We start from the raw sequence: 25,271 nt of genomic DNA, 5'->3' as shown, positions 1-25,271 counted from the left end.
CTCCGTATAGCGGCAACAAATCATCAAGCCTTGCCGAGCGCAACCCGATCGCACTGCCTTGATGCGTTCGACCGGTCTTTTGACGTCATTTGGCCGGGGGCTCACAGCCGCCTTTTTGATTCGCGCCCTGACCGTCTTCGGGTCTCTGGCTATCCGGGACCCGGCGATTGCCGTCCCTCTATCATGGGATGCAGTCGTGGAGGAAAAATGATTCGGCAGGCGGATTGCGTTTCGCGGACTGCGATTTTCGCGTGATGCGCACGGGGCTCCCGCAGGCCGAATCGCCTGCGGCCGGCGGACGGGTTGCGCCTGACATTCGGTCGGGCAAAAAAGCAGACCTGTCGGAGCGCGTAAATGTTGACGATTAATCTCATGTTTCATATTCAATCGGGAGTCCAGATCGAAAAGCAGGCGCGCCGCAGTGCAGAGAGACCGAGAGCTCCAGCCGAGAGCCACGTCCGATCGTCCGTGTCGAATGACCCGGCGCCGGGCACTGGGGCTTTTCACGCTGCCGTTCGCGGGCATGGCGTCGGCGACGGCCGAACCCCGCCGGCCACGCATCGTCTGCCTGGATGACGGGCTGGCCGAGACCTTGCTCACGCTGGGTGTGACGCCGGTTGCCATTGCCGACCGTCAAGTGTGGGAGACCTGGGTCGTCGAGCCGCCGCTGCCGGCCGATATCGCCGATGTCGGCACGCTGCTCGAACCCAATCTCGAATTGCTGCAGCAACTCAGGCCCGACATCATCCTGGCCATGCCGTATCTCGACGGCATCAAGCCGCTGCTCGAACGCGTGGCGCCGGTGACGACGATCGGGCTCTATACCGAAGCCGGGCAGCCCTATCGGCGCGCCGTCGAGGCGACGCGCCAACTCGCCAGGCTTGTCGGCAAGGAAAGCGAAGGCGAAGCGCTGATCGCAGCAACGGATGCTTATTTTTCAGAAGTTCGCCAGCAGCTGGCGCCGCTTTCGGCGCAGCCGATCTATGTCGTCAGCTTCATGGACCCGCGCAATGTGCGTGTCTTTGGCGCAAAAAGCCTGTTTCAGGAGGTGTTCGACCGCATCGGGCTCAGCAACGCCTGGACGGGCGAGACCAATTATTGGGGGTTTTCGACCGTCGGCATCGACGGTTTGGCGACAACCAGCGACGCACGCCTGGCCTATCTCGAACCCTTGCCCGAGGGCGCCGGCGGCACGCTGACCGAAAGTCCGGTCTGGAACGCCATGCCTTTCGTGCGCAACCGCTCGATCATGCGTCTTCCCGCCGTGCTGATGTTCGGCGCGCTTCCGTCCGCGACCCGTTTTGCCCGGGTCCTGGCGTCGGCAATGACCGCGGAAGCTGCTCATGGCTGACGGTGCTGCGACCATCGTTCAAGAGGGAAAGCCTGCGTCGGCCGGCCGAGCCTTGCCAGGGGGCTTTCTCGGCAACCAGCCGGTAGGCGCGATCCTGCTTTGCGCCATGCTGGTCGCGGCGGGGGTAGCGGCAACCGTCTCAAACCTCACGGTGCAGCTGCCATCGGCGCTCTGGCTCCAATCGCTCGCCGCCCCCGTTATCGCCGACATGCGGCAGGTGCTCGTCCACTACGCTTTCCTGCCCAGGCTTGCGGTCAGCCTTTTGTGCGGCGCCGCACTCGGGCTTTCTGGAACGGTCCTGCAACAGGTTCTACGCAATCCGCTCGCCTCGCCCGAAACGGTCGGCGTCTCGGCCGGCGCCTATCTGGCGCTGGCACTGGCGACGCTTCTGTCACCGTCCCTGCTTGCGTTCGGCCGCGAATGGGTGGCGCTGGCTGGCGCCTTCACGGCGCTGGCCGCCGTCTTCGCTCTGTCCTGGCACAAGGGCCTGTCGCCGCTTTCGGTCGTGCTGGCGGGGCTTGTGATCAGCCTCTATGCCGGCGCCATCGGTGCCGCTCTCATTGTGCTGCGGCATGAATGGCTTGCCAGCCTGTTCATCTGGGGCGCCGGTTCGCTCGGCCAGCAGGACTGGTCGACGACGCTGTGGCTTTTGCCACGCATCGGCACTGTTGCGCTGGCGATCTTCCTCATGGCGCGGCCGCTGACCTTGCTTGGCCTCGACGATGAAGGCGCGCGCAGCCTTGGCGTGCCGCTCGGCGCCTATCGCTTCGCCGGACTGGCAGCCGCCGTCGCGCTGATCGCCTTCGTCGTTGCCGCTGTCGGCGTCATCGGCTTCGTCGGCCTGGCCGCAGCCACCCTTGCGCGCATCGGCGGCGCACGACGGCTGGGCCAGCAGCTGGTGATGGCGCCGCTTATCGGCGGCGCGTTGCTGTGGGCCGCCGACCAAGCCGTGCAGATCGCCACCGGACCGCAAGGCGACCTGCTGCCGACCGGGGCGATCACAGCACTTCTCGGCGCGCCGCTGCTGCTTTGGCTGCTGCCGCGACTTGCCCCTGGCTTGGAACCCCCGGCCTTGACGGCCGCGCGCCTGCCACGCGCAAGCCGGCCCGGACTCATGCTTGCGGCGATCGGCTTGGCTCTGTTTTTGCTGCTGGGCCTGGCTTTGCTCTATGGCCCGGGGCCGCATGGCTGGACCTTCGCTTTCGGCGATGAGCTGCAGCCTCTGCTGTCGTGGCGGTGGCATCGCGTGCTTGCCGCCCTGAGCGCCGGCGCGATGCTGGCGCTCGCCGGGCTTATGATGCAGCGGCTGACCGGCAACCCGATGGCCAGCCCCGAAGTGCTGGGCATCAGCGCCGGTGCCGCGCTTGGCATGATGGTGGCGCTGTTTGCGCTCTCCGATGCCGGACGCCCGGTTCAGACGGCGGCGGCAACCATCGGCGCCTTCAGCGCTCTTCTGGTGACGCTGTCGATCGGCCGCCGTGCCGCCTATGCGCCGGAGCGGTTGCTGCTTGCTGGCATTGCACTGACGGCCTTGTTCGATGCGCTGATCCTTGTGCTCACCGCCACCGGCGATCCTCGCGCAATGCTGCTGCTCAACTGGCTCACTGGTTCGACCTATGGCGTCGATATTGGCGCCGCCCTGCTGACCGGTGGCATCGCCGTCTGCCTCTTCGCGCTCGCGCCTCTCTTCATACGCTGGCTCGACATCCTGCCGCTTGGCTCCGCTGCCGCGCAAGGCCTTGGCATCAACCTGAAGAGGACGCGGCTTCTTGTGCTGCTGATGGTCGCGGCGCTCACCGCCGCCTCGACGCTGATCGTTGGCCCGCTGACCTTCATCGGCCTGATGGCGCCGCACCTTGCCCGTCGCCTTGGCCTTTCCCGGGCGCTGCCGCAGGCCATTGGTGCGGTGCTCGCCGGCGCGCTGATCATGGTCGTCGCCGACTGGATCGGTCGCACAGCCATCTTCCCGCGCCAGATCCCCGCCGGCCTCGTCGCCACGCTGATCGGCGGCCCGATGCTGATGTGGCTGCTGCGAAGGTGAGACGCACAGACGAATTCGAGCGGACGATGGCGAAGCATCTTGATGCTTTTCCCTGCGTGCACCCCAGCTTCGAGGTGCATGCCTGCGAGAACCACATGTCGATCCTGACGGTCACCGTCAATCGGCGGTGAGGGGCCCCAGCTACCGGCCGTTACCCCTCAACGCTTCAATGACCTGTTCTCGTTGCGTGGCCTCCTCCGCGTTCATAGCGCCAAAGCGCAGGGCGCAGCGGAATGTTTCCCCCAGCGCGACGCGAACCAGGCGACCTCTTTCCTTCGCCGCAAGATAGCCGTCGGGTTCGGCGGTCGCCGGCAGCACGAGGCCAAGCGCGTCCTGATCAGCACCACGCGTGATCCAGCGCACGGCATAATTGAGCTCGTCGGGGCGAAAGCTGACGAAATCCGCCGTCCGGTCCGGATGGACCTGCAGGGCGTGCGCCCAGCCCTCGGCGTCTGCCTTCGCCTTCATCGTCAGCACGAGTTCGGGATCGATCGGCTCGCCCTTGGTCAATATGCGATGCCGCGAAGGGTCGGCTACGACGGCGTCGCGATAGGCAAGATAGCTTTCGCTCGGTTCAAAAAAGGGTGGAAGCACTTGGCGCACGACAATGTCGGCGTGATCATCGGCGACGGTGTCGATCAGGCGCCCGCCATCGGCCGGCCTGAAGTTGATGTGCGCCAGGTACATCAGCTCCATGGGCGAGCGTTTCAGGTTCTCGATGGCAATGTCGACAGCCACGCTTGTGGCGTCGCGCTGCAGCCGCACGGTAGGCTTCATCACATAGTCGTGGCTAAAGGCGACGGTCTGTCGGCAGTGCCCGGTCAAGGCCATGAAGGGCCCTTCGGAATTGCTGCCGGCGACCAGTTGCACATGCCCATAGGGCGCATTTGGCAGGTCGCCGTGAAGCGGGTGGCGGTCATCCGGGCCAGGATTGCCCATCGCGGTGACGCCGCAGTGAATGAAGAACGCGCCGTAGTTCGAGAGGTAGTCCCGGGTCACGACGGGCTCGTCGAACATCGAGCGCATGGTCAGGGAGCGGTTGAGGAACGTTGCGTCCCAAATCTGCTGTCCCTGGAAGGGCAGCATGACGATTTCGCCCTTTGCGTTGCTGATCCGAAGACCGGCAACACCGGATCGATAGCGAAAGGCGGTGGCGAGAAGTCCCCGATAGCGGGCCACGATTGTTTCCGACGGGCCGAACAGCTCGGGCACGAGATCGACGAAAACGTCATCGGAGTACTCGGGATACATTGTTTCGACCTCGATCTGTCGCAGGCGCATGCCGATAGTCGCAGGAAACCTCTGGAAATCAACGGCAGCGCGTCAGGCTCAACCAGGACGGCTGATGGCGGAGCGTCTCGGCGCCCCGGGAGAGCGCTTCGTCGGCTCTATCGCTCGCTGCGCTTTGCAACAAGCGCCGATTTCTATTTGGCTGAGGCCGGGGGCAGCTCGTACAGAGTGGCACCGCTCTCCTGGCCACGCTCGACATAGCCGATGATATGAAACCATCTGGCGACGTCAGGTCCCTGGAGCCAGCTGCGCGAGTGGATGGGGAGGTTGCCGGCGAGCGCCTGGATGTGCCTGATATGCCGCTTGCAGAAGCGAACGGTCGCGGCACGGAAGAAATCCTCCTGCGCTGCAAACAGCGTATCGGCGGCGTCGCTGTTCTCATGCCAGGCGATGATCGCCACGGCCTTGTCGCCCTCGACGAGTGCGTGAGCACGGCCTTCTTTCAAATTCATCATCAGATTGTCGTAGGCGATCTTGCTGTCCTTGCCGGCCGCCACGTATTCATCCGACATCCGCTTGGAGAGGCCGTGAAACACATCCTCCAGATCCCCAAGCGTTGCTGCGCGTGCTCTCATTTCTCCTCCTAGCGCCCCGGCAGGCAGTTTGCCCTAAGGTTGGGGGATCACCAAGCAAATCAAATCCGCCAGCAGCCTGATGTGAGCAAAGTGATTTCGCCGTCACTACTGCCGTCACCAAATCCCTTGAAACCAAGCCATTGAAAAAGGCTCTCGTGCCTCCTTGCGCACCTGGATGCGGACGGCCCGGCTGTGCACTTGACGTTGCGCAGACCATCACCATCTCGAACGGCGTGCCGCGATGGCGCACCGATTGCTTGCTCGCAAAAGACGTCGAAAAAGATGGAGGAAGTGATGAACGACGTTCGCTTTCCGGAACCCGTATTCCTTAAGTTCCGCACCGCATCGCGCAAGGTCGCAAGCAGCTTCGAGGCGTTGGAGTGCCTGGACCAACAGTGGCCCGAATGGGCGCGCGGACGCAACTGGCGCGCAGCCGCGCGCGCCTGTCGCGACGCGCTGGACGGCTGGCGCAGCGCGCGCGACGCGCAAAAGGCCTTGCTGAAAGCGGCAAGGAGTGCAGGGGTCATCGCTGCGGAAGCGCACTCTCGCGGCAACTCCCGCTCGGTCCGAATAAACGAAGGCCTGCGACCCGACGCGATACTCCCTGCGACCCGACGGGATACTCAGTGAACGGCAATGACGCCGTCGACGGCGTGCCATTCCGACGGTGCGGCAAGGCGATGGCGCGCGCGGTGTGTAGGGTGTCCCTTCCAACTCTCGCTCCGGTTACGAGGAAATCCTTAGCTCGGGAAATTCCGGGCAAGGTCATACTCCTGGCGGATATAGTTTGCGGGCCGGCAAGAAATTTCGGCGGGAACAAAGCTTCCTAATCATCGTTCATTCGCCGCCCGGACTCACCCGTCCGGTCGTGTCGTCCGCTACTCGATCTTTGGCGCAGGCGCCTGCTGTTGAAAGACGAAAAATGGAGGAAGCTATGAAACGAACCCTTGTAATCGCCGCCACACTGATGGGCTTGTTGGGTGCTCCCGCAATTGCTGCGACTCACTATTGGGTCGCCAAGGACACGAGCACGAAGACATGCACGGTGGTCTCTTCGAAGCCCGACGGAGTAAAGATGACGGCCATCGGCAAGAAAATGTACTCGAGCTATTCGAGTGCAGACAAGGCTCTGAGGGTTTTGGCCGCCTGCAAGAGCTGACAAGCATGCTGTTAGCCCGCCTGGGCATGCCCGGGCGGGCTTTGCGTCAACTCGAATGGCTCTCCTCTCGACGAACATCTCGTCTTCAAGCGAGCCACCTCGCTCTCGAACGCTAATATCGTCATCCTGCGGTTTTCGGAGGACGTCGGTCTCGCCCATGACATCCGGACGACCGCGCCCGAACTGGTGGGCGATGGCGAGGCCTTGCCGAAGACGAGGTGAAGCGCTGGTCGAGTGAGGTGCGCAAGCATTAGCCGGACTGGGTGGCTGGGACTGTTCAGCCGATCCTTGCCGACGCGTTATCCGCTATGCGTGGTGTGCCCGCGTTCTGGCGGCCTTCTGCGCTGCCTGCTTCCTTCCGCGAGCGCCTTTCGTTTCGGCGGCCTTCTTCGCGGCGGCCGAGCGCTCCTCAGCCGTCCGGCGCGAGGCCGCACGCTTGGCCTGCTGCGAGAGCGCCTCGTGCGACGCCGTGCTCTTCGGCTCGTGCTCCAGCACCTTGGAGACGGCTTTCGAGACCTGCGGGCGGCGTTTCGGCCTGCGTTCGCCCTGGCCGGCCTCGTAGGCGTATTCGGCGCTCTTGCGCGTGCTCTCCTTCACCTTGCCCTTTTTGGGCGGGGGCAGGTCTACGCCTGCGCGTCTTGCCTCGGAAAGTCCGATGGCGATGGCCTGCTGGGTCGATCGCGCGCCGTGTTCGCCCTGGCGGATTTTGTCAATCTCCTCGTGCACGAATTCGCCGGCCTGGGTGCTCGGCGACTTGCCCTCACGTTTGTCCTTTTGGGCCTTCTCGATGGTTTTCTTATCCGGCATTGTCTTTCTCCCACATAAGGGTTGCGACAGCCATTCGGGTGGCAGTGCTCGCTGTCTCTGTCCTACATGAGGTCCTAACGCGTTGAGGACGCAAATGATCCCGGGCCGGGTGATCCAAGGCGCGGCAATCAGGATGTCGATCTCTCCGAACTCAGATGGCGCGAGAACCAACGGCTCGCGAGGTCCGCGACTTCGTCCAGGGCGCCTGGCTCTTCGAACAGATGCGTCGCGCCAGGGACGATGGCGAGTTCCTTTTCGCAGTGGAGCGCCGACAGCGCCGAGCGGTTGAGCGCGATCACCTGCGTGTCCGCGCCTCCGACGACGAGCAAGGTCGGCGCCCGGACTTGCGGCAGGGCGAGCGCTGCAAGATCGGGCCGGCCACCACGCGAAACCACGGCCGCGGCCTGGTCGGGCCGCTCGGCCGCCGCTACCAGGGCGGCACCGGCGCCCGTACTTGCGCCGAAATAGCCAAGCGGCAGGAGCGACGTGTTCGGCGAGGCGCCGAGCCAGTCCGTGACGCCGATCAGCCGGTCGGCGAGCAGTCCGATATCGAAGCGCAACTCGGCAGTGACTTGGTCGATCCGCTCCTCTTCGGCCGTCAACAGGTCGACGAGGAACGTGGCGAGGCTCGCCTCGTTCAGCCGTCCGGCCACGTAGCGGTTGCGCGGGCTGTGGCGGCTGCTTCCGCTGCCATGGGCGAAGAGCACAAGGCCGCGAGCATCCGGGGGCATCGACAGATTGCCTTCAAGCTTGACGCGATCCGCGGGAACGCGCACGACCTGCTCGCTGACTGAAACCCCGTCCATACCCACCTCCGCTACGTTGATCTTTTGCCGCGCGCCGAGCCGGCGGCCGCGTGCCCAGCCGATGCCTCTTCGGATAGCGAGACCTCTTTGGAAGCGGCAGGCTTGGGCACGGATTTGGCGAGGAGCGCGCGGACCTCTTGATCGCTCGTCTGTGAGAAATCCACGTACCACCGGCCGACACCAAGGAGCTCAACCGCGGCGGGGGCCGCCCGCCCCTATAAAGGTGCTCGCGGCGCAGAAGCTCTTTTTCCTCCTTTGCGGCGACCGCGTCGATGACATCTGGCGGGATCGCGAGACCGGCCACGAGGAACTGGCCATGGGGGCAATCGCGCCCTCCGGCGTACGGGTCCTGAACGACGAAATTGTCGGCGGCCGGGCGGCAACTAGCCGAAGAGCTCGTTCGCTTTGCCGGGCGCGACGACGTGATCGTGTTGGCGCGCTGCCCCGAGGCGGCGTGCCGGTTGGCTACGAGGTCGCGCAGGCACTCAAGGCACCGCTCGACGTCCTCGTCGTGCGCAAGCTCGGCGTTCCCGGCCCTCGCGGCGATCTGAAAAGACGATAGCCATGATTTTCGATCCGCGTGCATCTGTTTCCCAGAGTATGTCTTCCCCAACCTGCTTGAGCCTTGGGCCTCAACGGCTAGCCTGCGGCTACTCCCGTGAACAAGCCTGCGGCGCCGGCACTCTTTTGGAACTCGCTCGCTGCTTGGACGTTCCAAGAATAGTTTCGATCGCGAGGTGCCATCACGCGCATTAGCGCGGATCGAGAACACTGCAGATAGTGATCTGTACGAGCCTCGTCCGACCACCCGGCAACCTCGCGATCCCCAGCAACGGCCGCGTTTTGGCGACTTGTTGCCTCGGCAATCAGAGAGAGGAATATCCCATGCAAGTTCAGGAGATCATGAGTCATCGGACCGAACTGGTCGGCCCGAACACGACAATCAGGGATGCCGCCCGGAAAATGCGGGCGACAATCTCGGAGCCCTTCCTGTCGGCGAGAATGACAGGCTGGTCGGCATGGTGACGGACCGCGACATCGTGATGCGCGGCGTCGCCGAGGAGCGCTCAGCCGGCAATACCACTGTTCGCGAGGTCATGTCCGAGCATGTCTATTGGTGCTTCGACGATGCCGACATCAGTGATGCGGCGAAGATCATGGCCAGGCATCAGGTGCGCCGCCTTCCGGTGATCAACCACGATAAGCGCCTCGTCGGCGTCATTGCCCTGGCCGACCTCGGTCGCACCGACGAGGAAGCCGCCAAGATCGCCCTCGAAGGCGTTTCCGAGGCGACGGACGATCCCCGGCGCTAGACGACTGTCCGGCTGCTCCACTTCGATTTCCCCGATTGCCGGTCTTGCTCTTGTCGTCGAGACGAAGGCCAGCTCGAATCCGGTCAAGACGGAGCCGCCGACAACACTGAATGCCGACTGGGGAACGCGCACCGGGAACAACAGGCAGACACGGCTGTTTGGTCACAACAGCCGTGATCGGATTTGATTGGAAGGAGCATTTCGATGAGTGCCACCGGACTCGACGTATTCGACAAGACACTGCAGACGACGAATATCTGGCTCGACGAGATCATGGACGAGATCGGGCCGGATCGGCAAATCGCCTGGCATGTTCTCGGCGCGGTACTGCACGCGCTGCGGGACCGGATGCAGCCGGATCTTGCAGCCCACCTCGGCTCGCAGCTTCCGATTCTGGTGCGCGGCGCCTTCTACGACCAATATCAGCCGTCCAAAGCTCCCGAGAAGATGCGGTCGCTCGACGAGTTTCTCGCCAAAATCGAGGCGGAGCTGGAATTCACCCGTCCGGTCGATTCCAAGGATGCATTCAGGGTTGTGTCCAAGGTGCTTGCCCATCATGTCGGAGAAGGACAGATGCACAAGGTCTGGGACTCCCTGCCAGGGGAGATCAGACACGTCGCCGAAGCTCAGCAAGCGGCGCCAACGGTGCCGACGCGGCCTTCTCGGTCGCAATCCTCCCTGGGAAAATAGCAAACTTGGGAGAATAGCAAATGCCACTCACCCTTGTCAGCCCGGCGTTCCCGACCGGGCCGGCTTGGCACTGCCTTGCAAAGCGGGGCTCGAATACCATTCGATCGTGAACGGTGATCGCTCGATCCGGCCGGGATCCGGCAGCGCCTTTGCCAGCTGGTCTACAGCTTCCGGCTCATTGCTGCGAATGAATTACAATGTTCCAGGACCAGCGACTCTCGGAGGCTTTGCACGCGGGGTTTCGGCCGCTCGCAGCGCCGCAGTCCCACGACGACCGTCCTCCCGAAAGGCGCGATGCCCTGCCTGAACCTTTCCGACCAGCGACGCGAGCGCGTTCTCGTCGAGCGTCTCGGTCTCGAGCAGCCTGCGTGCCGCCTTTTCGAGGAGATCGCGCCGTTCGGTGAGCAGGCCCACCGTTCGTTCGAAAGCCGCCTCGACAATGCCGCGCACTTCAGTGTCGATGGCGTCGGCGGCGGCCTCGCCGTAATCGTGCTCGCGCGGCCCGCCGGCGAGCGGGTTGGGGGCCAGGAAGGAGCGTGGGTCCTTTTCCAGAACCACATGGCCGAGGCTTGCCGACATGCCGTAACGCGTCACCATGGCGCGCGCTATGTCGGTTACCTTGGCGAGATCATCAGCGGCTCCGGTGGACAGGTGGTCGAATACGATCCACTCCGCCGCCCTGCCGCCGAGCAGCACCGCCATCTTGTTGTCCAGTTCCTCGCGCGTCATGAGGAAGCGGTCTTCGGTCGGGCGCTGGATGGTGTAGCCGAGCGCGCCGACGCCACGTGGTATGATCGATACCTTGTGCACCGGATCGACGCCAGGCAGCGCCATGGCGACCAGTGCGTGGCCCATTTCGTGATAAGCGACGATCTCGCGCTCTTTTGGGTTCAACAGCCTGTTGCGCTTTTCGAGCCCGGCGACGATGCGCTCCACCGCGTTGTTGAAATCCTCCATTGTTACGGCATCCGCCTTGCGGCGCGTGGCGAGCAATGTCGCCTCGTTCACGAGATTGGCCAGGTCGGCGCCGGTAAAGCCGGGCGTCAGTGCGGCCACTTTTTCCGCATTGACATCCGTTGCCAGCTTCGACGTGGCCATATGCACCTGCAGGATCTTGATGCGACCCTGCTTGTCCGGCCTGTCGACCAGCACTTGTCGATCGAAGCGGCCAGCCCGCAGAAGTGCCGGATCGAGGATCTCGGGGCGGTTCGTCGCGGCCAGCAGCACGACGCCGATCTGTGGATCGAAACCGTCGAGTTCGACCAGAAGCTGGTTGAGCGTTTGTTCCTTTTCATCGTGGCCGCCGACCGTGGTTCCTCGGGCGCGGCCAAGCGCGTCGAGTTCGTCGATGAAGATGATCGCTGGAGCCCTGGACCGAGCCTGCTCGAAGAGGTCGCGCACGCGCGCGGCCCCGACCCCGACGAACATCTCGACGAACTCGGAACCGGAGATCGAGAAGAACGGCACCTTGGCCTCGCCCGCGACAGCCTTGGCGAGCAGGGTCTTGCCGGTGCCTGGCGGCCCGACCAGCAGCACGCCTTTGGGCATGCGTCCGCCGAGGCGGCCGTATTCGCCCGGGTTCTTCAGAAAGTCCACGATCTCCTGCAACTCGGCCTTGGCCTCGTCCACTCCCGCCACGTCGTCGAACGTCACCCCGGTATTGGCTTCGACGTAGATTCTGGCCTTGCTCCTGCCGATCTGCATCAAGCCACCGACGCCGCCGTCCATGCGTCTTAGGAGCAGCATCCACAGGCCAAAGAAGACGAGCACCGGCACAACCCAGGAAAGCAGGTCGCTCAGGAAAGTGCTTTCGACCTGGCCGGTGACCGTGACACCGTGCTCCTGCAGGTCACGGGCGAGGTTAGGCTCGACCCGCGTGGTGATGAATAGCGGCTTGCCACCCTGTGGCTCCTTGAAGCGGCCTTGGATGAAACGATCGGAAACCTGCACCTCGGCGATTTTGCCGCCGTTCAGCAGGGTCTCGAACTCGCTGTATGGGATCTGCGCGACGTGCTGCGTCGTGGCATAGAAATATTGGAAGACCATCACGCCTGAGAAGGCGGCGATCCAGTACCAAATATTGAACCGCGTCTTTCTGTTGTTCATGTCCATGGCAGCCTCCGGCATGAAAACTGATATAGGTCGCTGCGCGCGCGCGGCATCGCTATCGGCCCGGTCCGCCGCAAAAAAGTAGGATGTCCTGACCCGCCGCCGACGATCCCTGGGATCGGTCATTGTCCTCGGCCGACCGGCACGCCCAGTGAACCTGCCAGGCCGTTTTCATTGCGCTCGCTCAACCAAACAGGCGCACCTCAAATTGACCAAAGCCTATCCAAAGCCAACCGCCAAACAGCCATGATCCCTGTCCAGAGGCGTCGCGGCCTTGATCTCCACATTGGAGACTGTGCCGCTCCAAACAAAGCACTGAGCCCACGGTGCGATTTTGGCGCCGCCGCCGGCCTGCCAAAACCTTGCGAATTTGGACTTCGGACAGCGGCATTCTGAGGGTATCTCCTTGTCGACCTGGCCCAATACTCTCAAAAGCAGCCTCAAAATCGACGCATGAAATGAGACTACGTGGGACGACTTGAGAAGCCCGTTCAGCACGTCGAGCGGCAGAAAATACAGCGAAATTCGCGCTGTGTGAGACTGTCTGAGACGGCTTGAGAAGAATAGATGGTGCCCAGAGGCGGAATTCAAGTGAAGAAGATCCTTTTTTGCTTTCAGATACTTAGGGGAATGTTAGCCGCATCTGCTACCAACATAAATACCAACAAAATATTCCTGTGGATTGGTTCGGTTCCTGCTATTTCTCTCAACGCCTTGCACCTGCACCTTGTCTCTTCCGGTTTGGTCTACATCCTTCTTGGTCATACCTCATCATGCGGGGTCGAGTGAAGACCACGGCTGGCCAAGACGACTTAATCAGAACGGATGGCCATTGCGCCCAATATCGGGATCGCTTTAGGCGGTTTCTGAAAGCCGACATCGTGCGAAGAACAGGTGGCTATTTACGGGTCCTGAGACCTTGGCCCATACACCGCTTTGTAGGGTGGACGCGGCGCAGCGAAAAGCGCCGCCAGCCGTTCCTCATGTTGCTTGACCAGTGAGGCAGCAATAACAGGTAACTCTGCGGCGGACCGGGTGTAGTCGTCGAGGTCGATCGGATTAGACTTCATAGGTGCTCCGTCGACGCGTAGTAAACGGTGTTGTCCTACCAGCTGCCCAGCTTGGCCCAGTGCATTCTGGCTTTGCAGGCGCATGGCGGCAGAAATGATCTCGCGCCAGTGCCAGATACCGCCCTTGGCGATTTGGCCCTTAGTGAAGGCGAACTCCGATTCAACGCAGCCGAGAGACAGGATGTCGATTTGATGTCGGTCAATTGCGTAGCAGGCCATGGCATCGACCAACGCTGTCATATAACTGGCAGAGTAGGATCGGCGCTACCGAGGTGCCGGGCCACATCCCACCCGCTTGGGCCGTCCCCAAGTCTGATATCTGTCAGGAGAGCCGCAACTCGCTCCGGCTCACGATCGAAAGTCGCAATCGCTTCAAGGCCCTTTAAGCCGGCGATCACCTCGAACCCGGCCTCCCGGAGAGAGTTCTCGACGTCTCCACGATCAGCACGGAACCCGATGACATTGAAAGCCTGCTTCGTGCGCCCCAACAGTTGAACGGCTGCGAACTCTTAAGGTTCCTGGCGCGCAATAGCATTCGTTAATCCGGTGGAAAGCAGGTTGTGATCCGGCCGTTTCGAACAGGGTGCGGCAGGCGAAATGGATTGAGGAAAGCTGAACTTTGCCCGCATCATCGACGCACTGACCATTGGCCTTCGTCTCCTCTGGGCAGCGGGAACATTAGCGCGAACTAAAAGTTGGGAGCAAACCCGAATAGGTTCTTGATGGCACATGCTCCTTCTTTCAAAATCTTGATCCGCAAGCTCAAAGCCATCTCGGAACTCGCAGAATCAGACATTGCGATCTTGGGGAATATCTCGATTCAGGAGAAGAAATATCAGGCCAACGAAGACATTCTGCGCGAGGGCGATAAGCCGAGCCTTTCCTTCGTCGTTCTTGAAGGCTTAATAGGGGCGATCAAACTAACCGGGGAGGGCAAGCTCTTGTCGAAACGATGCGGGTCAAGGACCGTGACGAACGCTCCCTTCTGTTCACACTCATAGATTAGATTTAGGACGTCGCGTGTATCGCGGCCGAGGCGGTCCAGCCTTGTGACCACAAGTTCATCGCCTGGCCGTAGGAAGTCCAAAACAGTCGCCAACTCGGTGCGCCCGTCGCGACTTCCACCCGACACCTTCTCGGAACGGACAATTTCGCAGCCCTCAGCCTTCAGCTTTGCATACTGGCTTTCGAGAGCTGACGCGAGCGTAACCAATGCGAGCGATAGCCTGTCACCTCAAGGTTTGGCCAACGCTACCTTGTCACAAATAGTCGATTTCAACCCAGATGTACGCCGACGCATCGCCGGCTGGTTACGTCACCCAGGGGTATACCCAGCATGATCGCTAGACGTCTGCACCGGCGGGTGAAGACGGTCCGACAACGATCAACTCGCTTGGATGTGGGCGAACATCGTCCGCGACAGGACCCTTATGGTTCTGGCCAATCCGGAATGTCACACGGTCACCTACATTTAGAGATTCCAGCTCCACCCTAGCTGCCAAATTAGTTCGGTGAAAGAAATAGTCATGACCGGCAGAGTCAGTAAGGAAAGCGAACGATTTGTCGGGAAATACACTCTTTATCCAACCCGGCTGGCTCGGTTCCTCGGCAGCCAATTGAGTGCCCACCATCGCAATTTCGCCGGCGGCTGGCCGCCCCTCTCGTTCGACTATCGTGAAACGGACCTCATTCCCGGGTATCGCAAAGGTGAGGGCGTGAGGAAAGGCCGAGAAGTGGAAGAAAACCCTCTTGTCGCCCTCGAAGCGAATGAACCCGTAGCGTTTGGGGACGTTCACCCTGTCGATAGAGCCTGTGCAGATCGTCCCGATTCGCTGCAATAGGGCGAGGTCCCCAGTCGCGTCACCGCGAGATGAAACCGGAAGCTTGATATTTGCAACGGGATTGAACCTAATATCCTCTATATCAGCATAGCATCGCTGCACTTCCGGCAGCAGGCTGCTTAGAGAGAGTTGATCGGCCAGTTGGGAAAGTACGCCAAGAGTACGCTTCCCGGTCGAAACAATTCGCTCATCTAACAATTCGTCAGGTACGCTACGAAATCGCGTCAGAACATCTTGGCAAGCAGATAGGCTGTCCGAATAGCGCCCTTCGTCAAAGAATGCGGAAGCTTTCCTGAGTGCCACCTGACACCAAGTGTCGTAAGCGACACGCTGTTGCCTAGTCGAGACGTCTGGATTATTGAACACGCGCTGCAGGCGGCCGTCGGCCTCTGCATTGTGCCCAAGAAACATCTCCACCCGTGCCAGTTCCACGAGGACGGCGGCGGAATCCGGGTCAAGCCCCTCGGCCACCAAAAGCTGCTCGCGGGCTCCATCTGGATCATGTGCGGCCTCAGCAGGAAGCCAGCATACCAGTAGCGTGTCGGAGCGGACCGGGGCTCGAACACTATCGCACTCTGATACGCGTCGGCGGCAGCAGCAGGATTATCTGTGTGCGCGTGCACCCATGCCTCAACCCGGTACACCTCATAAAAGGCAGGGTCGAGTTCTTTTGCTCGCTCCACTAGGTTCAGCGCCTTCTCCCTGTCGTTGGAGTAAACACTCCCTAGCGCTTCCGATAGTAGCTTGGCAGTTATCGCGTCAGCTTGATTGCGACACGCAATCACACGGGGATTGTATTTATTGGCTCCTCGTTCTGCTTGCAGCCTTTCGTACTGCGTCGAGACGTCACGCATTCGCTGCTTGAAAATAGCGTCCTCCACCGCGTTCGGCGGATGGTTGCGGAGTATGAACAAACGGGGAAGCTCATTCAGTTGAAAGACCGTTTCAGATCCAGCCTCCGTTAACGTGCTGGACATTTGAAGAATATTCGCCGATTGAAGTCCCGCGAGCGCCTCTTGGAGGCGATCTCCAGAAATCTCGGTCAAATAAGATATGAGCGGAAGTGATTGCTTTCCCGGAACCGCAATCATAGCTTTGCAGACCGTCTTTCCGTCAGCTGTCAGGAATTCGTAGACGTTGGAAAGGCAAAAATCCAAGAAGATCTTCGGATTGGCCAGCGCTTGTTCCGGCCGCTTCCCACATTGGACGCTAGACACGAACCATTTTATGAATCCCGGGTTCAATTTCATCTGTTGCACGTATTTCTTCAGGCTTTCATTTTTCGCCTTATAGATATCCGGAACCCGGCGAACCTTGGCCGTTAACCTGAGGAGTTGCACGGCCTCTTGGCTATTGAGTCCGCCCAATTTAAATGGATAGCTCATCTCACCGATCCCGACACGTGACGTCGCCAAGATCTTGCTGTTGCCGTTAGATTTTCTGATGAAACGCGTGAGGAGCGGATCAAGCACGGTCTCCAAATTGTCGAGAACCAGCAGAATCTTGAAGGTGTTGAGATAGGAGGCCACTTCGTCGAGTATTGCCTCATCGGATCCGACGCCCCCCAAGACATCAGACGCCGATCTAGTCAACCCAAGCGAGTTTTGAATAGCGCCATCAATGGTCTGAATATCATTGAGCGTGAGAACCGTGCGCTTGGCGGTGGTCCACACGATCGCTTCGAAGCCTGCGGTTTCGTCGTCTAATAGATCGTAAGCCACTCTCAAAGCGAGGGCAGTCTTGCCGAAGCCGCCCTCTCCAACCACAGTCACCACAGGCCAATTGCTCTTGCAGGCCGCGAGAAGCTCGCTTGTCTCCTGCTCTCGGCCCAGAAAACCCGTTTCATCATAGTCAGGCAATGGCAAATTATGCGGGATACGATCGACCTGTTGATCGGCCTGCGAGATGTCGACCGAGTAAACAAAGTTAGGATTTTCTCTAACACGCTCCTCAAATTCGATGACGCGAGGGAACAAGGCCTTCGGGTAAGAGTGTAGTTGCTTAACAAATATATCAACGGTAGAGTAATCAGCAAATTGAAGTGGTCGAGCGTGCATAACGCGATTCCGAATCGGGATCAGACGGTCGAGTTCAGTTGAATTTACATTGACAAATTTGGCGATCGCCGGGTCCAGTGATACTTTGTGCCCACGCAGAATTTGCGCCGAATCGGCGAAGTCCAGATACTCATAAATGTCGTCGTCGTCGGCCGCGCCGTCTCGAGCGGCCCGATCTCGCAACTTGGCCAAGGTATCTGCAGGGAAAATCGCCTCGATGGCCGTTGATGAACCCAACTGAAACCTCACAAGCGCGCGCAAGTCAGCATCGATCGCTGTGATGAGGCCATAGAGCGTTAGCCTGACGAGGTTGAAACTCAAATGCCGCTCCTGATTTGGATGTCATCCACACTGTACGTGACGTAAGCCAACAAGGGCTGTCGTAGCAGGACATGGCACGACTGCCGGAATACAAGTGCCCGGCTCTCGCAGCCTGTTCGTGCCATCCACCCCCCCACTAGGATCTAAATAGTTACCGAAACGCCGAGATATGAGAACTTCGCGCGAGATTGCTTGATGAAAAGAAGCCGCCACATTCGCTCCGTCTGGAGCAGCTTGTGCACTCATCCACGTATTCATTTTTCCAGTCGCTGATCGACCGTTTTGCGTATCTATGTATGGAGCCGTCAAGAAGACAAAGCTGGTGATTGTAGACTGAAACATTGATCCTTGCCGCAGCCAGATATTGCACGGCCGCCCGCAACTCACTTCGATAGTCGAACGGGTCCATCCAGAGCTTATCCATATTTGCCCTTGTGAAGCCAGTGATCTCCAGCCCCATGAACGTCACGTGGTCTGCGAAGGTGAGGTTTCTAAAAATGAAATCTGACAGGTCGGCGAGACCTTCGTAGGTCTGCTTGTGAACGACAACTCGTATCTCAACCTCAGCCCCGACGGATTTCAGGTTCATGATTCCGCGGATGGTCTCGTCGAAAGCGCCTTTGGATTGAACCACATAGTCATGCACTTCCGGGTCAGCTGAGTAGATCGGTATGCCTACCGAAAGGCGACGATGTCCAATCGCTTGATAGCGCTGTGCGAATTGCTGATCCTTAAACGTCCGGCCATTGGAAAGAATGTGAACTGGCGTAGAAGGAAGGTGGTCACGAGCCGAGGACAAAATGTCAAAAAAGTCCTCACCCACTAGCGTTGGCTCACCGCCAGTGATCCCGAGAAATGGGGTCGTTGCGGGCAGCAAGGGCAGCACATCTAAAATCTCCCGCGCCAACCAGCGATCGTCAACGTCTTTGGGTGGCTGGGAGCACATCAAGCACAGGTGGTTGCATCGCTCCGTTACGAGGAAATAGTTGGCGTTGGCACCTTTTCTGAACAAGACACGCACTGCCTTACGATCAGGCACAAAGCGGATAACGTCTCCCTCGCTGAGGTAGTCGAAGTCGTGGGGCAGAACGACTAGTCGTCGGTCTGAAAACAGTCGCTCAGCCTCCGGCCGGTGCTCCTCAAAGGTGACAACCCACTGGCATTCAGAATGAAACGCCTGCCCCTTGAAAAGATAGGCATCATGCTCCGGGTTAGGCGCCTGATCAGCTTGGCCCGTCACGAGCCTGAGTGCCACTCGCTGGCAGAAATCACCGACGCTTGCTGACGCAGCGAAGCCACTCAGTCGCAACATCCTAATTCGCCCAACTTAAAAAGAGTTCTCGGGCGGTAACGTCCCTCTCCATAAGGTCGATCAGCCTCTTGAAGATCGACATGTTGCGATTGCAGAACCCTGACCGCGTTTTGAGGCCAACAAAGTCGCCCTGCGTTGCAGTGTGGAATACTGGATCAGACCCACAAAAAGGCTCGTAGGCGCATTCGGCGCACATCGGTACGGAGCCTGCAAAAGACTGCTCGATAGGATCGAGGAGAGCGTCGGACCCGAAAATCTCAGCGTAGGTGTTTTCGTGGACGTTCCCGAGCAGAAATGTCTTGTCGCCCATCTCAGCCAACATGCGCGCTTCGTCGGATGCGTAGACGCTGGCGTCATAGTTATAGACAACGGCGGAGATACCGATGCCTGCCGGGCTCATCAGGTCCACATATCCCGGCTCGAAAGGCGTGAGCATCTTTGTAAGGATGGTGGCCGCGTAAAACTCCTTGAAAGGAATGCCGTTCCGGTTCAGTTCCAGGATGTAATTCAGCCCGTCGAAGTAGAAGTCGAGCCAGTGGTCCACGTCATAGGCAGCATACGATTTCGTCTTGACCGCGAAGCCGTAAGGGGAAAGCGGCCGAAGGAATATTCCGGGGAAATCTAGCCGCACGTATTCGTCAATGATCTCGCGCACCAGTGGAAGGCTGGCTTTGGTCGTTGTCATAAGTGCGCTGACGCGTTCATGGCCGAGAGCCAGTCTGGCCTTGTGGATACCTGCCACGGCCAATTCGTAGCTGTTCTTTCCCGCGCGCGGTCGATTGGCATTGTGAAGAGTGGCCGGTCCATCGAGCGACGTTGAAATTAGAATCCTGTGCTCGCGACAGAATTCCAAGATTTCGTCGGTGATGACGGCGAGATTCGTCGTGATAACGAATTGCAGCGACCGCCCGGCGACCTTGTTGATCGCTTCAGCCCGATGCACGACGTGTTGGATCAACGGGAAATTCAGAAGCGGCTCGCCGCCTTGGAACTCGATCTTGATAGCCGGACTTGGAGACTGGAAAATGAGCGCCAACGCTTTCTCGGCAGTCTCCTCTGACATATCGAAGGCTGAACGATCTCCGCTTTGGCGAGATACCTGACAGTAGGGGCAGGAGTGCTCGCACCGCAAAGACACGACCATGATGTGAAGCGAGGTGAAGTTCTCAAGCCTTTTTGCCTTGGTCCGAACCTTCAGCGCCAGCAGCTCCTTGCCGATATTGGAGGATGCATCAAAGAGGAACTGCCTGCTGCGCAGGCGGGAGTAGGCGGGGTGTGTGCTGGGAAGCTCGTGCTTGATAAACGAAGCCAGCACGGCGCGCCGCAATACCAGATATTCGCCCGCTTGGTTGGTCAGCACATACCGCTCGTCGTCCAACTGGGAAAAACGGAAGTACGCGAGCTGATATGTGTCGTCCAACGGTCGTTGGAACTCAGTTGCCGGAGCAAACTTAGTCATCGGACTGTAGGCCCGATCTGGAAAACGCAAGCGCCAGTATCGCGTTTCTAACAGTGGCGGTTTCGGCGGCGATGCTGCTACGCAGGTCCTGATCCAAGACCTCTAGCCGCAGTCTTTCTACCGCTGCGTCGGCTGAAGTTCGCGCGGCCGCCTTGCTGAAGTTGATCGTGCATACTGCCAAGCCGCCTTCGATCGTGATCTCAACCGCAGCGTTGCCGGTTACCCGATACGCTGCGCGCTTTACACAGTCGAGGCTGAAGACTGACAGATCAAACTTGACTTGGGCAGTCTGGACGAACTCGCTATCGCGAGAGGTGTCCGACATCAACAATAACTGTAGCCAGAGCAGTGAGACCCATGACTAGCATGGCTTGAATGGCTGGCGTGGTACGCCATGATGACGTCTGTACCATTTGAGCGGTCGAGCACCTCACCGTAGCCGAGGTCCGCCGGAACAATGCCAGCTTCAGCGAGCTTGGCCGAAGGCTGATTTGCCGATTCGACAAGGACTGCAGCCTGAATTTGGCCACCGAGAATCATCGTGGCCGACAAGGCCATTGGTGACAGGAAATTGCGTTTCGACATTATCCAAACCCCCGTTTGTACGGGCTCATTAGCAAAACGCGCCAAGCCGGACAAGTACCGATTGTGGAGAAGTGCTTAAGGGACCACTAATGTTCCGGGCCAAATACTTGTATTGTGGAGTTGACGGGTTCTGTCTTCTGAGCGCAATCGATCGCAGAAGCGGCCCGACGATGCTCTTGTGCAGCCGCTTCGGCTGCCGCCAGGAAGCGCTCGGATTTCAGCCCGAGAAAGCTGTTCGGAAGGTTTGTTTCTGGGCCATTGGCGATCTCCGCTTGATGGGGTTCGCCGCAACGCGGACCATAGTCCTACATGCCACGCTGCCTGACAAGTGCAGCTCCTGGCCTACTCTCACGGGAGCGATAGGGACAGGCGCCAAGCGCCACCATCAGGAGGGAGCGGTCATGCCGACCATGTCTCGCGCCTGTAGCGTCGCGGGCGCCTTATCAAGGAAGCGGACTACTGCGCTGCGGCCTGATACTGGACTCCGGGCTTCAGACGACGCATTCTCGCCTCGGGGAAGGGATCATGGGCAATTCTGTTCATGCTACGAGGTTGCAGAGGCGACGGCCTTGGTGGCGCTCGCTTTTCCGCTATCGTCTGGCCGCCGTTCTGGTGATGCTCGGGGCGACTTCCGCGGGCTATCTTGCAGTCGGCTACGATCGGCACGAGCTGCCGCGCGTTCACCATGGCGGCGATTCGTCGGCCAGCAACGCGGCTGTCCGCGAGGCGGGCTGCGATATCAAGGGCAACATTAACGAGCGCGGCGAGCATATCTACCATATGCCGGGGCAGGAATATTACTCTGCTACGCGCGTCAACCCAGCTCGAGGAGAGCGCTGGTTCTGCTCACAATGGGAAGCGTGGTGGGCGGGCTGGCGGAAAGCGAAAGTGTAGCGATTGCCTTTAGACTACACCTTCAGTTGCTCGATGCGCGTGCTCTTTATTGGAAGTTCGAACATCGCGCCGCCCGCGACAATTTCCGATTGCTTTTCGATCGTGCTCCAAAGGGTGAGTAGCCGCTCCATTTGCTTGACGAACGGAGCCTTGTAGAGGCCCTTCAAAAGAAAAAACCCGACGAGCCGAGAGCTTCGAAATGCAGCATATTCGACCTTGTTCCGGGTAATGCGTCGATCGCCAGAAATGACGATCCAACGCCCCTCCGTGCTCAGCTGGCCGATCCAGGCCACATCTTTCACGCCGGGGCCGAACTTCTCTCTGATATGGACGATCTCATGCTCCCCGGCGAACAGGGCATTTAGCGAACGGGCGAGAGCGGGCGACAGGTTTTCGTCGACCAGGGGCTTTCACGCGGCGCTCTGAAGGCTCTCTTCGAATTTCATGGCGTCTCTAACAGCGGTAGCTGAGACCTCGAAAAGGCGCGCCGCCTTTTCCACGGATCCTTCGGCTTCTACCGCTTGCGCAAGCGCCGCGGTCGGGACGCCATATTTGGAGGCGATCGGCTGACCGAACGAACGATGGGGGTCGACCACGATGGACTGCTTGCCATTGAAGGGCCGCCAGCGCGCCACCGCGTCATCCTCGATATCCAGGTCTTTGAACGTCCGCTCTATGACCTGGCGGAAAACATACTGCCGCCTCTTCAGGTCGAGTAGCTTGGTTTCACCGGAACGCTCTATTCCTTCGAGGAAGATCGTTCTGCCGTCAGTCTGGAAGCGCCTGGTTGAGAACGGGCGCTCGTCATTGACACACTCACGTGCGTACTCGATGCAATTTCTAACCGCCAAAAGGCCGACGCCGGCCCCTGTGAATGCTTTGACAAAGCGGAGCTCGATCAGGTCACGGAATCCGATCTCGAGATGATTGTCGATGATCGACCACTGCGAGACCATAGCGGCGCGATTCGATGCTCAACTTCTTCGCGGCGGAAGGTGTAGCCCTTCATCCACCTCGAAATATTGAGCGCAGACGTCCCTATCAGGCGCGCGGCCTCTCCGACGGTGTAGGAGCCTACCCCGACGAATTCTGCGTCTTGAATGTTCTGGCGTACCGACATGCCGGAAGAGTTATCCACTTTCATAAACCGTGCAAGGGGTCACTGCCGCCGTCCACCTGGCGGCAATGTATCTATCGGTCGCATCATCAGGATCGCAGAGGAGTGCACACGGTAGCCTGTGAGCAAGTTAATTCTGCCGGCGAGGGTTACGGCTGAAACACCATCGAGTTTCGTCGATCTGAAAGGTGCCCTCGACGCGGACATTCATCGATGCGCCTAGCGTTGTTCGATAGGGTTTCTCGGCGTAGACCACTAGGGCCACCTCGAATTCAACAGGGACGATCGCCGGCGCGCCATCGTGAAAAGTGATGTAGACCGTGACATCGACGAAAGGCGGTCGCGAATTCCGGTCCTCCCATCCGTCTATGCGCACAACGCCTTTGATGGCCTCCTCACCCGAATCGCGTGCCAGTTGCTCGCCTGAGACGTTAATTCTGGAGTTCGACATCCCGGCCGCCATCCGGCCAGCATCCATCCGGACGTCAAGGACGTCGGCTGGGAACCGGTTCCAGTTCACTATGTGAATGACGGCGTCCTCGAGGCCGTTTTTCACATGGGTCGCGCTGAGCGTTGCCGGCGCGTAGCCCAGTGCGAATTCCGTCTGTCTGCGCTGCTCCCGCAACTGACCTAGCAGCGGCCTGATCGCAACGGCGGCCGCACTCGCTGCCATCCATCCGCTTGCCGCGCCGATCCATTCTCGGGCGCAAATGGCGCCGCCTTCGCCATCTCGGCAGATCGTCGAGTAGTCGGGCCAATGCCTTCCAAGCAGGAATGTAGCCAGAGCGACGCGGCAAAGCCCATCGGGACGCGCCAGCCGGTCTTCCTTCCCCCGCTGCATGCCAGACGTATTGTCCTTGGGCATCGCGCCGCTCCATCGGCGACGCGTCAGTTCGTCTCGTCGACGATACTGTCATAGTCGCGGCCGATCAGTAGCAGCACGAAGCCGCAGGGCACTGTCACGCTGGTGAGGGCAATAAGGCCGAGCCATCCATAGTCCGGCTTCGCAAAATAGTAGTACCAGCTAATCGCCTGCACCAGCGGAGACACGATCAACATCCAAGCACCCCATATGCCATCCGTGTTGAGCCGGATCGTTGTCGTCGCCCGACATCTGATTGCCATACGTATGCCCTCCCGTTCCCCAAAAGGCAGCTTCGCGCCGGTTGAGCGCGAACGCAAGCGCCGGCCCGGCTACGGCTTTGCGAGCCTCACGCCGGCGCCTCCTCCATTCTGCGGAATGAGCTCAACCCCGGCAGCCTCCAGAGCGGCCTGCAGGTCGACCAACGTCCGGTCGTATGGCGTCCGCTTGCCAGCTTCGAAATTGGCAATGGTCGTCTTGGCTACCTGGGAGGCCGCTGCCAGCTGATCCTGCGACCATCCAACAAGCGCCCGGGCCGCCCGGCATTGAGATGGTGAAATTGTCATTTTAATTAAACCCTACATTAAAAGTGCCGATTGTACGATACGTGCAGCCTTATACCATTGGTGCAACGTTATCGCAAATGCAGACCCAAATGCCTAACACCCCTCTTCCAGAGGCCGGCGAAGCTAGGGCCGCTGCCTTCCTTGGAAGATTTTCCCGCCGCACCCTGCTCGGTGCCATCGCCTCTATTCCGGCCATAAGAGGCGCTGCCGCGGCGCATGTCCCGCCGCAACCGGCGCCTCTGCCCTCCCAGGAGGAACTGCTGCAAGCCTACAGTGAGTGGCTGTTCTTCGAACGTCTGCTGCTTATGCGCGACATCTACCCTGGCGAGCGCAACCCCTACCGCCAAACAGCCCTCGTGCCCTGCAACACTCTTGCGGCGCATTACCATTTCCCGCTACGATGGCCGAGAGTTGTAGCCCGACATGGAAACGGTGCCCTCGCCAGCCACGCGTGCGCTGCTCGTCTTGCAGACTGTCGGCGTTGACTTCAGGCCGCTGAGTGAACGGCAATGATCTTTCGTTCAGAAGGAAACTGCCATGCGAACGACCGAACGTGATCGACCGCCTTCCGGCTGGTTTGTGGTCGACGTGATGCGCCGCGAAGCCCGGAAGTGGGACTGGGCGGCGCTTGTGACCGATACTCATCCTGACGAGGATCCAGAAGCTCGGATCTTTGCGAAGCAGTGCTGGGTCCCCATTCCCGGCAAGCACCGAAACCGAGATGCGGCTTGGGATATGTTCGAGGCGATGTCAGCCACGCGGCACTGACTGACTTTCATTCCGCAGAAGAGAAACGAACAGCCCGCTGCTGCTGGTGGCGGGTTTTTCAGTCGCGTTTCACCAGCCGCGCACCAGTAAAAACCGTTTAAAACCAAGGATACTCAGTTGCAACATGAAACGCGGACATTTCTGCATTTGAGGGCACGTTAAGATGCTGAATTCGCGCAGAAAGAAGTAGTTGTGCCCACAGGCAAGTGAGGAAATATGTCTGTGCTTTCAGGTCTTACCACGCTCATAGAAACGAACAGAAATACCAACAATATATT

25 protein-coding genes and 4 pseudogenes are annotated in these 25,271 nt (G+C 59.8%); 11 read left to right on the top strand and 18 right to left on the bottom strand.

Annotated elements, in window-relative coordinates; genetic code table 11:
* Window positions 1–475: 475 nt before the first annotated feature.
* Both NKJ89_RS07695 and fhuB read left to right on the top strand, forming a co-directional pair.
* Entirely contained in the window at window positions 476–1,351 is an 876-nt protein-coding gene (locus tag NKJ89_RS07695) for an ABC transporter substrate-binding protein (RefSeq protein ID WP_352601269.1), read from the top strand.
* Complete coding sequence (gene fhuB / locus NKJ89_RS07690; protein ID WP_352601267.1) at window positions 1,344–3,392, top strand: Fe(3+)-hydroxamate ABC transporter permease FhuB; 2,049 nt, start codon at window positions 1,344–1,346, stop codon at window positions 3,390–3,392. The genes NKJ89_RS07695 and fhuB overlap by 8 nt, the downstream gene beginning before the upstream one ends.
* A 141-nt stretch (window positions 3,393–3,533) precedes the next feature.
* On the opposite strand, the gene NKJ89_RS07685 is transcribed toward fhuB, so the two are convergent.
* Both NKJ89_RS07685 and NKJ89_RS07680 read right to left on the bottom strand, forming a co-directional pair.
* Complete coding sequence (locus NKJ89_RS07685; RefSeq protein WP_352601265.1) at window positions 3,534–4,673, bottom strand: DUF4432 family protein; 1,140 nt, start codon at window positions 4,671–4,673, stop codon at window positions 3,534–3,536.
* Between the two features lie 143 nt (window positions 4,674–4,816).
* Complete coding sequence (locus tag NKJ89_RS07680; protein ID WP_023758000.1) at window positions 4,817–5,257, bottom strand: hypothetical protein; 441 nt, start codon at window positions 5,255–5,257, stop codon at window positions 4,817–4,819.
* 294 nt (window positions 5,258–5,551) lie between these two features.
* On the opposite strand from NKJ89_RS07680, the gene NKJ89_RS07675 reads away from it, so the two are divergent.
* From NKJ89_RS07675 to NKJ89_RS35725, 3 genes and pseudogenes are all read left to right on the top strand, one after another.
* Entirely contained in the window at window positions 5,552–5,887 is a 336-nt protein-coding gene (locus NKJ89_RS07675; RefSeq protein WP_352601263.1) for a DUF982 domain-containing protein, read from the top strand.
* Between the two features lie 304 nt (window positions 5,888–6,191).
* Entirely contained in the window at window positions 6,192–6,416 is a 225-nt protein-coding gene (locus NKJ89_RS07670; protein ID WP_352601261.1) for a hypothetical protein, read from the top strand.
* Between the two features lie 60 nt (window positions 6,417–6,476).
* Window positions 6,477–6,778, top strand: a pseudogene (locus tag NKJ89_RS35725) (nucleotidyl transferase AbiEii/AbiGii toxin family protein); the annotation flags it as partial.
* Here NKJ89_RS35725 and NKJ89_RS07660 read toward each other — a convergent pair.
* Window positions 6,723–7,223 carry a DUF6496 domain-containing protein gene (locus NKJ89_RS07660; RefSeq protein ID WP_352601259.1) on the bottom strand — a complete coding sequence of 167 codons (501 nt, stop codon included), beginning with the start codon at window positions 7,221–7,223 and terminating at the stop codon, window positions 6,723–6,725. The pseudogene NKJ89_RS35725 and the gene NKJ89_RS07660 sit on opposite strands and share 56 nt — an antisense overlap.
* Window positions 7,224–7,351: 128 nt before the next feature.
* Complete coding sequence (locus tag NKJ89_RS07655; protein WP_352601257.1) at window positions 7,352–8,029, bottom strand: dienelactone hydrolase family protein; 678 nt, start codon at window positions 8,027–8,029, stop codon at window positions 7,352–7,354.
* A 223-nt stretch (window positions 8,030–8,252) separates the two neighbouring features.
* Here NKJ89_RS07655 and NKJ89_RS35720 point away from each other — a divergent pair, with 223 nt between their 5' ends.
* The 4 genes and pseudogenes from NKJ89_RS35720 to NKJ89_RS07635 all read left to right on the top strand — a co-directional run bounded on the left by NKJ89_RS35720 (window position 8,253) and on the right by NKJ89_RS07635 (window position 10,032).
* Entirely contained in the window at window positions 8,253–8,591 is a 339-nt protein-coding gene (locus NKJ89_RS35720; RefSeq protein ID WP_502904105.1) for a hypothetical protein, read from the top strand.
* Window positions 8,592–8,766: 175 nt separating this feature from the next.
* A pseudogene (locus NKJ89_RS07645) lies at window positions 8,767–9,042 on the top strand (hypothetical protein); the annotation flags it as partial.
* A gap of 6 nt (window positions 9,043–9,048) precedes the next feature.
* Entirely contained in the window at window positions 9,049–9,342 is a 294-nt protein-coding gene (locus tag NKJ89_RS07640; RefSeq protein ID WP_352601509.1) for a CBS domain-containing protein, read from the top strand.
* Window positions 9,343–9,546: 204 nt separating this feature from the next.
* Window positions 9,547–10,032, top strand: coding sequence for a DUF2267 domain-containing protein (locus tag NKJ89_RS07635; protein ID WP_352601255.1), 486 nt, complete (start codon window positions 9,547–9,549; stop codon window positions 10,030–10,032).
* 192 nt (window positions 10,033–10,224) lie between these two features.
* Here NKJ89_RS07635 and ftsH read toward each other — a convergent pair whose 3' ends face one another.
* The 9 genes and pseudogenes from ftsH to NKJ89_RS07590 all read right to left on the bottom strand — a co-directional run bounded on the left by ftsH (window position 10,225) and on the right by NKJ89_RS07590 (window position 20,786).
* Entirely contained in the window at window positions 10,225–12,144 is a 1,920-nt protein-coding gene (ftsH, locus tag NKJ89_RS07630) for an ATP-dependent zinc metalloprotease FtsH (RefSeq protein WP_352601253.1), read from the bottom strand.
* Between the two features lie 899 nt (window positions 12,145–13,043).
* The gene (locus tag NKJ89_RS07625) at window positions 13,044–13,451 is read right to left on the bottom strand and encodes a patatin-like phospholipase domain-containing protein (protein ID WP_352601251.1); all 408 of its coding nucleotides are present in this window, start codon (window positions 13,449–13,451) and stop codon (window positions 13,044–13,046) included.
* 712 nt (window positions 13,452–14,163) lie between these two features.
* Window positions 14,164–14,434, bottom strand: a pseudogene (locus NKJ89_RS07620) (recombinase family protein); the annotation flags it as partial.
* A 120-nt stretch (window positions 14,435–14,554) separates the two neighbouring features.
* Window positions 14,555–15,007 carry a cold-shock protein gene (locus NKJ89_RS07615; protein WP_352601507.1) on the bottom strand — a complete coding sequence of 151 codons (453 nt, stop codon included), beginning with the start codon at window positions 15,005–15,007 and terminating at the stop codon, window positions 14,555–14,557.
* A 269-nt stretch (window positions 15,008–15,276) separates the two neighbouring features.
* The gene (locus NKJ89_RS07610) at window positions 15,277–17,430 is read right to left on the bottom strand and encodes an NB-ARC domain-containing protein (protein ID WP_352601249.1); all 2,154 of its coding nucleotides are present in this window, start codon (window positions 17,428–17,430) and stop codon (window positions 15,277–15,279) included.
* A gap of 151 nt (window positions 17,431–17,581) precedes the next feature.
* The gene (gene hxsC / locus NKJ89_RS07605) at window positions 17,582–18,742 is read right to left on the bottom strand and encodes a His-Xaa-Ser system radical SAM maturase HxsC (RefSeq protein ID WP_352601247.1); all 1,161 of its coding nucleotides are present in this window, start codon (window positions 18,740–18,742) and stop codon (window positions 17,582–17,584) included.
* Window position 18,743: 1 nt separating this feature from the next.
* Window positions 18,744–20,162 carry a His-Xaa-Ser system radical SAM maturase HxsB gene (gene hxsB / locus NKJ89_RS07600; protein ID WP_352601245.1) on the bottom strand — a complete coding sequence of 473 codons (1,419 nt, stop codon included), beginning with the start codon at window positions 20,160–20,162 and terminating at the stop codon, window positions 18,744–18,746.
* Window positions 20,163–20,193: 31 nt separating this feature from the next.
* On the bottom strand, window positions 20,194–20,526 hold the full coding sequence (hxsD, locus tag NKJ89_RS07595) for a His-Xaa-Ser system protein HxsD (RefSeq protein WP_352601243.1): 333 nt from the start codon (window positions 20,524–20,526) through the stop codon (window positions 20,194–20,196).
* Entirely contained in the window at window positions 20,526–20,786 is a 261-nt protein-coding gene (locus NKJ89_RS07590; RefSeq protein ID WP_352601241.1) for a hypothetical protein, read from the bottom strand. Before NKJ89_RS07590 ends, hxsD begins: the two co-directional genes overlap by 1 nt.
* Window positions 20,787–21,311: 525 nt before the next feature.
* Between NKJ89_RS07590 and NKJ89_RS07585 the strand changes: the two genes are divergently transcribed.
* Window positions 21,312–21,680, top strand: a complete 369-nt coding sequence (locus NKJ89_RS07585; RefSeq protein WP_352601239.1) for a sunset domain-containing protein — start codon at window positions 21,312–21,314, stop codon at window positions 21,678–21,680.
* Between the two features lie 14 nt (window positions 21,681–21,694).
* Here NKJ89_RS07585 and NKJ89_RS07580 read toward each other — a convergent pair whose 3' ends face one another.
* The 5 genes and pseudogenes from NKJ89_RS07580 to NKJ89_RS07560 all read right to left on the bottom strand — a co-directional run.
* Window positions 21,695–22,084 carry a PIN-like domain-containing protein gene (locus NKJ89_RS07580; protein ID WP_352601505.1) on the bottom strand — a complete coding sequence of 130 codons (390 nt, stop codon included), beginning with the start codon at window positions 22,082–22,084 and terminating at the stop codon, window positions 21,695–21,697.
* Window positions 22,085–22,090: 6 nt separating this feature from the next.
* Window positions 22,091–22,636 carry a hypothetical protein gene (locus NKJ89_RS07575; protein ID WP_352601237.1) on the bottom strand — a complete coding sequence of 182 codons (546 nt, stop codon included), beginning with the start codon at window positions 22,634–22,636 and terminating at the stop codon, window positions 22,091–22,093.
* A gap of 291 nt (window positions 22,637–22,927) precedes the next feature.
* Entirely contained in the window at window positions 22,928–23,470 is a 543-nt protein-coding gene (locus tag NKJ89_RS07570; protein WP_352601235.1) for a hypothetical protein, read from the bottom strand.
* 215 nt (window positions 23,471–23,685) lie between these two features.
* Window positions 23,686–23,856: a hypothetical protein gene (locus tag NKJ89_RS07565; protein WP_023703258.1), complete on the bottom strand. Its 171-nt coding sequence runs from the start codon at window positions 23,854–23,856 to the stop codon at window positions 23,686–23,688.
* A 141-nt stretch (window positions 23,857–23,997) separates the two neighbouring features.
* Window positions 23,998–24,225, bottom strand: a pseudogene (locus NKJ89_RS07560) (helix-turn-helix domain-containing protein); the annotation flags it as partial.
* Window positions 24,226–24,762: 537 nt separating this feature from the next.
* Here NKJ89_RS07560 and NKJ89_RS07555 point away from each other — a divergent pair.
* Entirely contained in the window at window positions 24,763–24,993 is a 231-nt protein-coding gene (locus tag NKJ89_RS07555; protein WP_352601233.1) for a hypothetical protein, read from the top strand.
* Window positions 24,994–25,271 lie beyond the last annotated feature (278 nt).

The sequence above is a fragment of the Mesorhizobium sp. M0047 genome (genome assembly GCF_040323315.1).
Taxonomy (GTDB): domain Bacteria; phylum Pseudomonadota; class Alphaproteobacteria; order Rhizobiales; family Rhizobiaceae; genus Mesorhizobium.
This window is presented reverse-complemented; position numbering and strand designations above follow the sequence as displayed.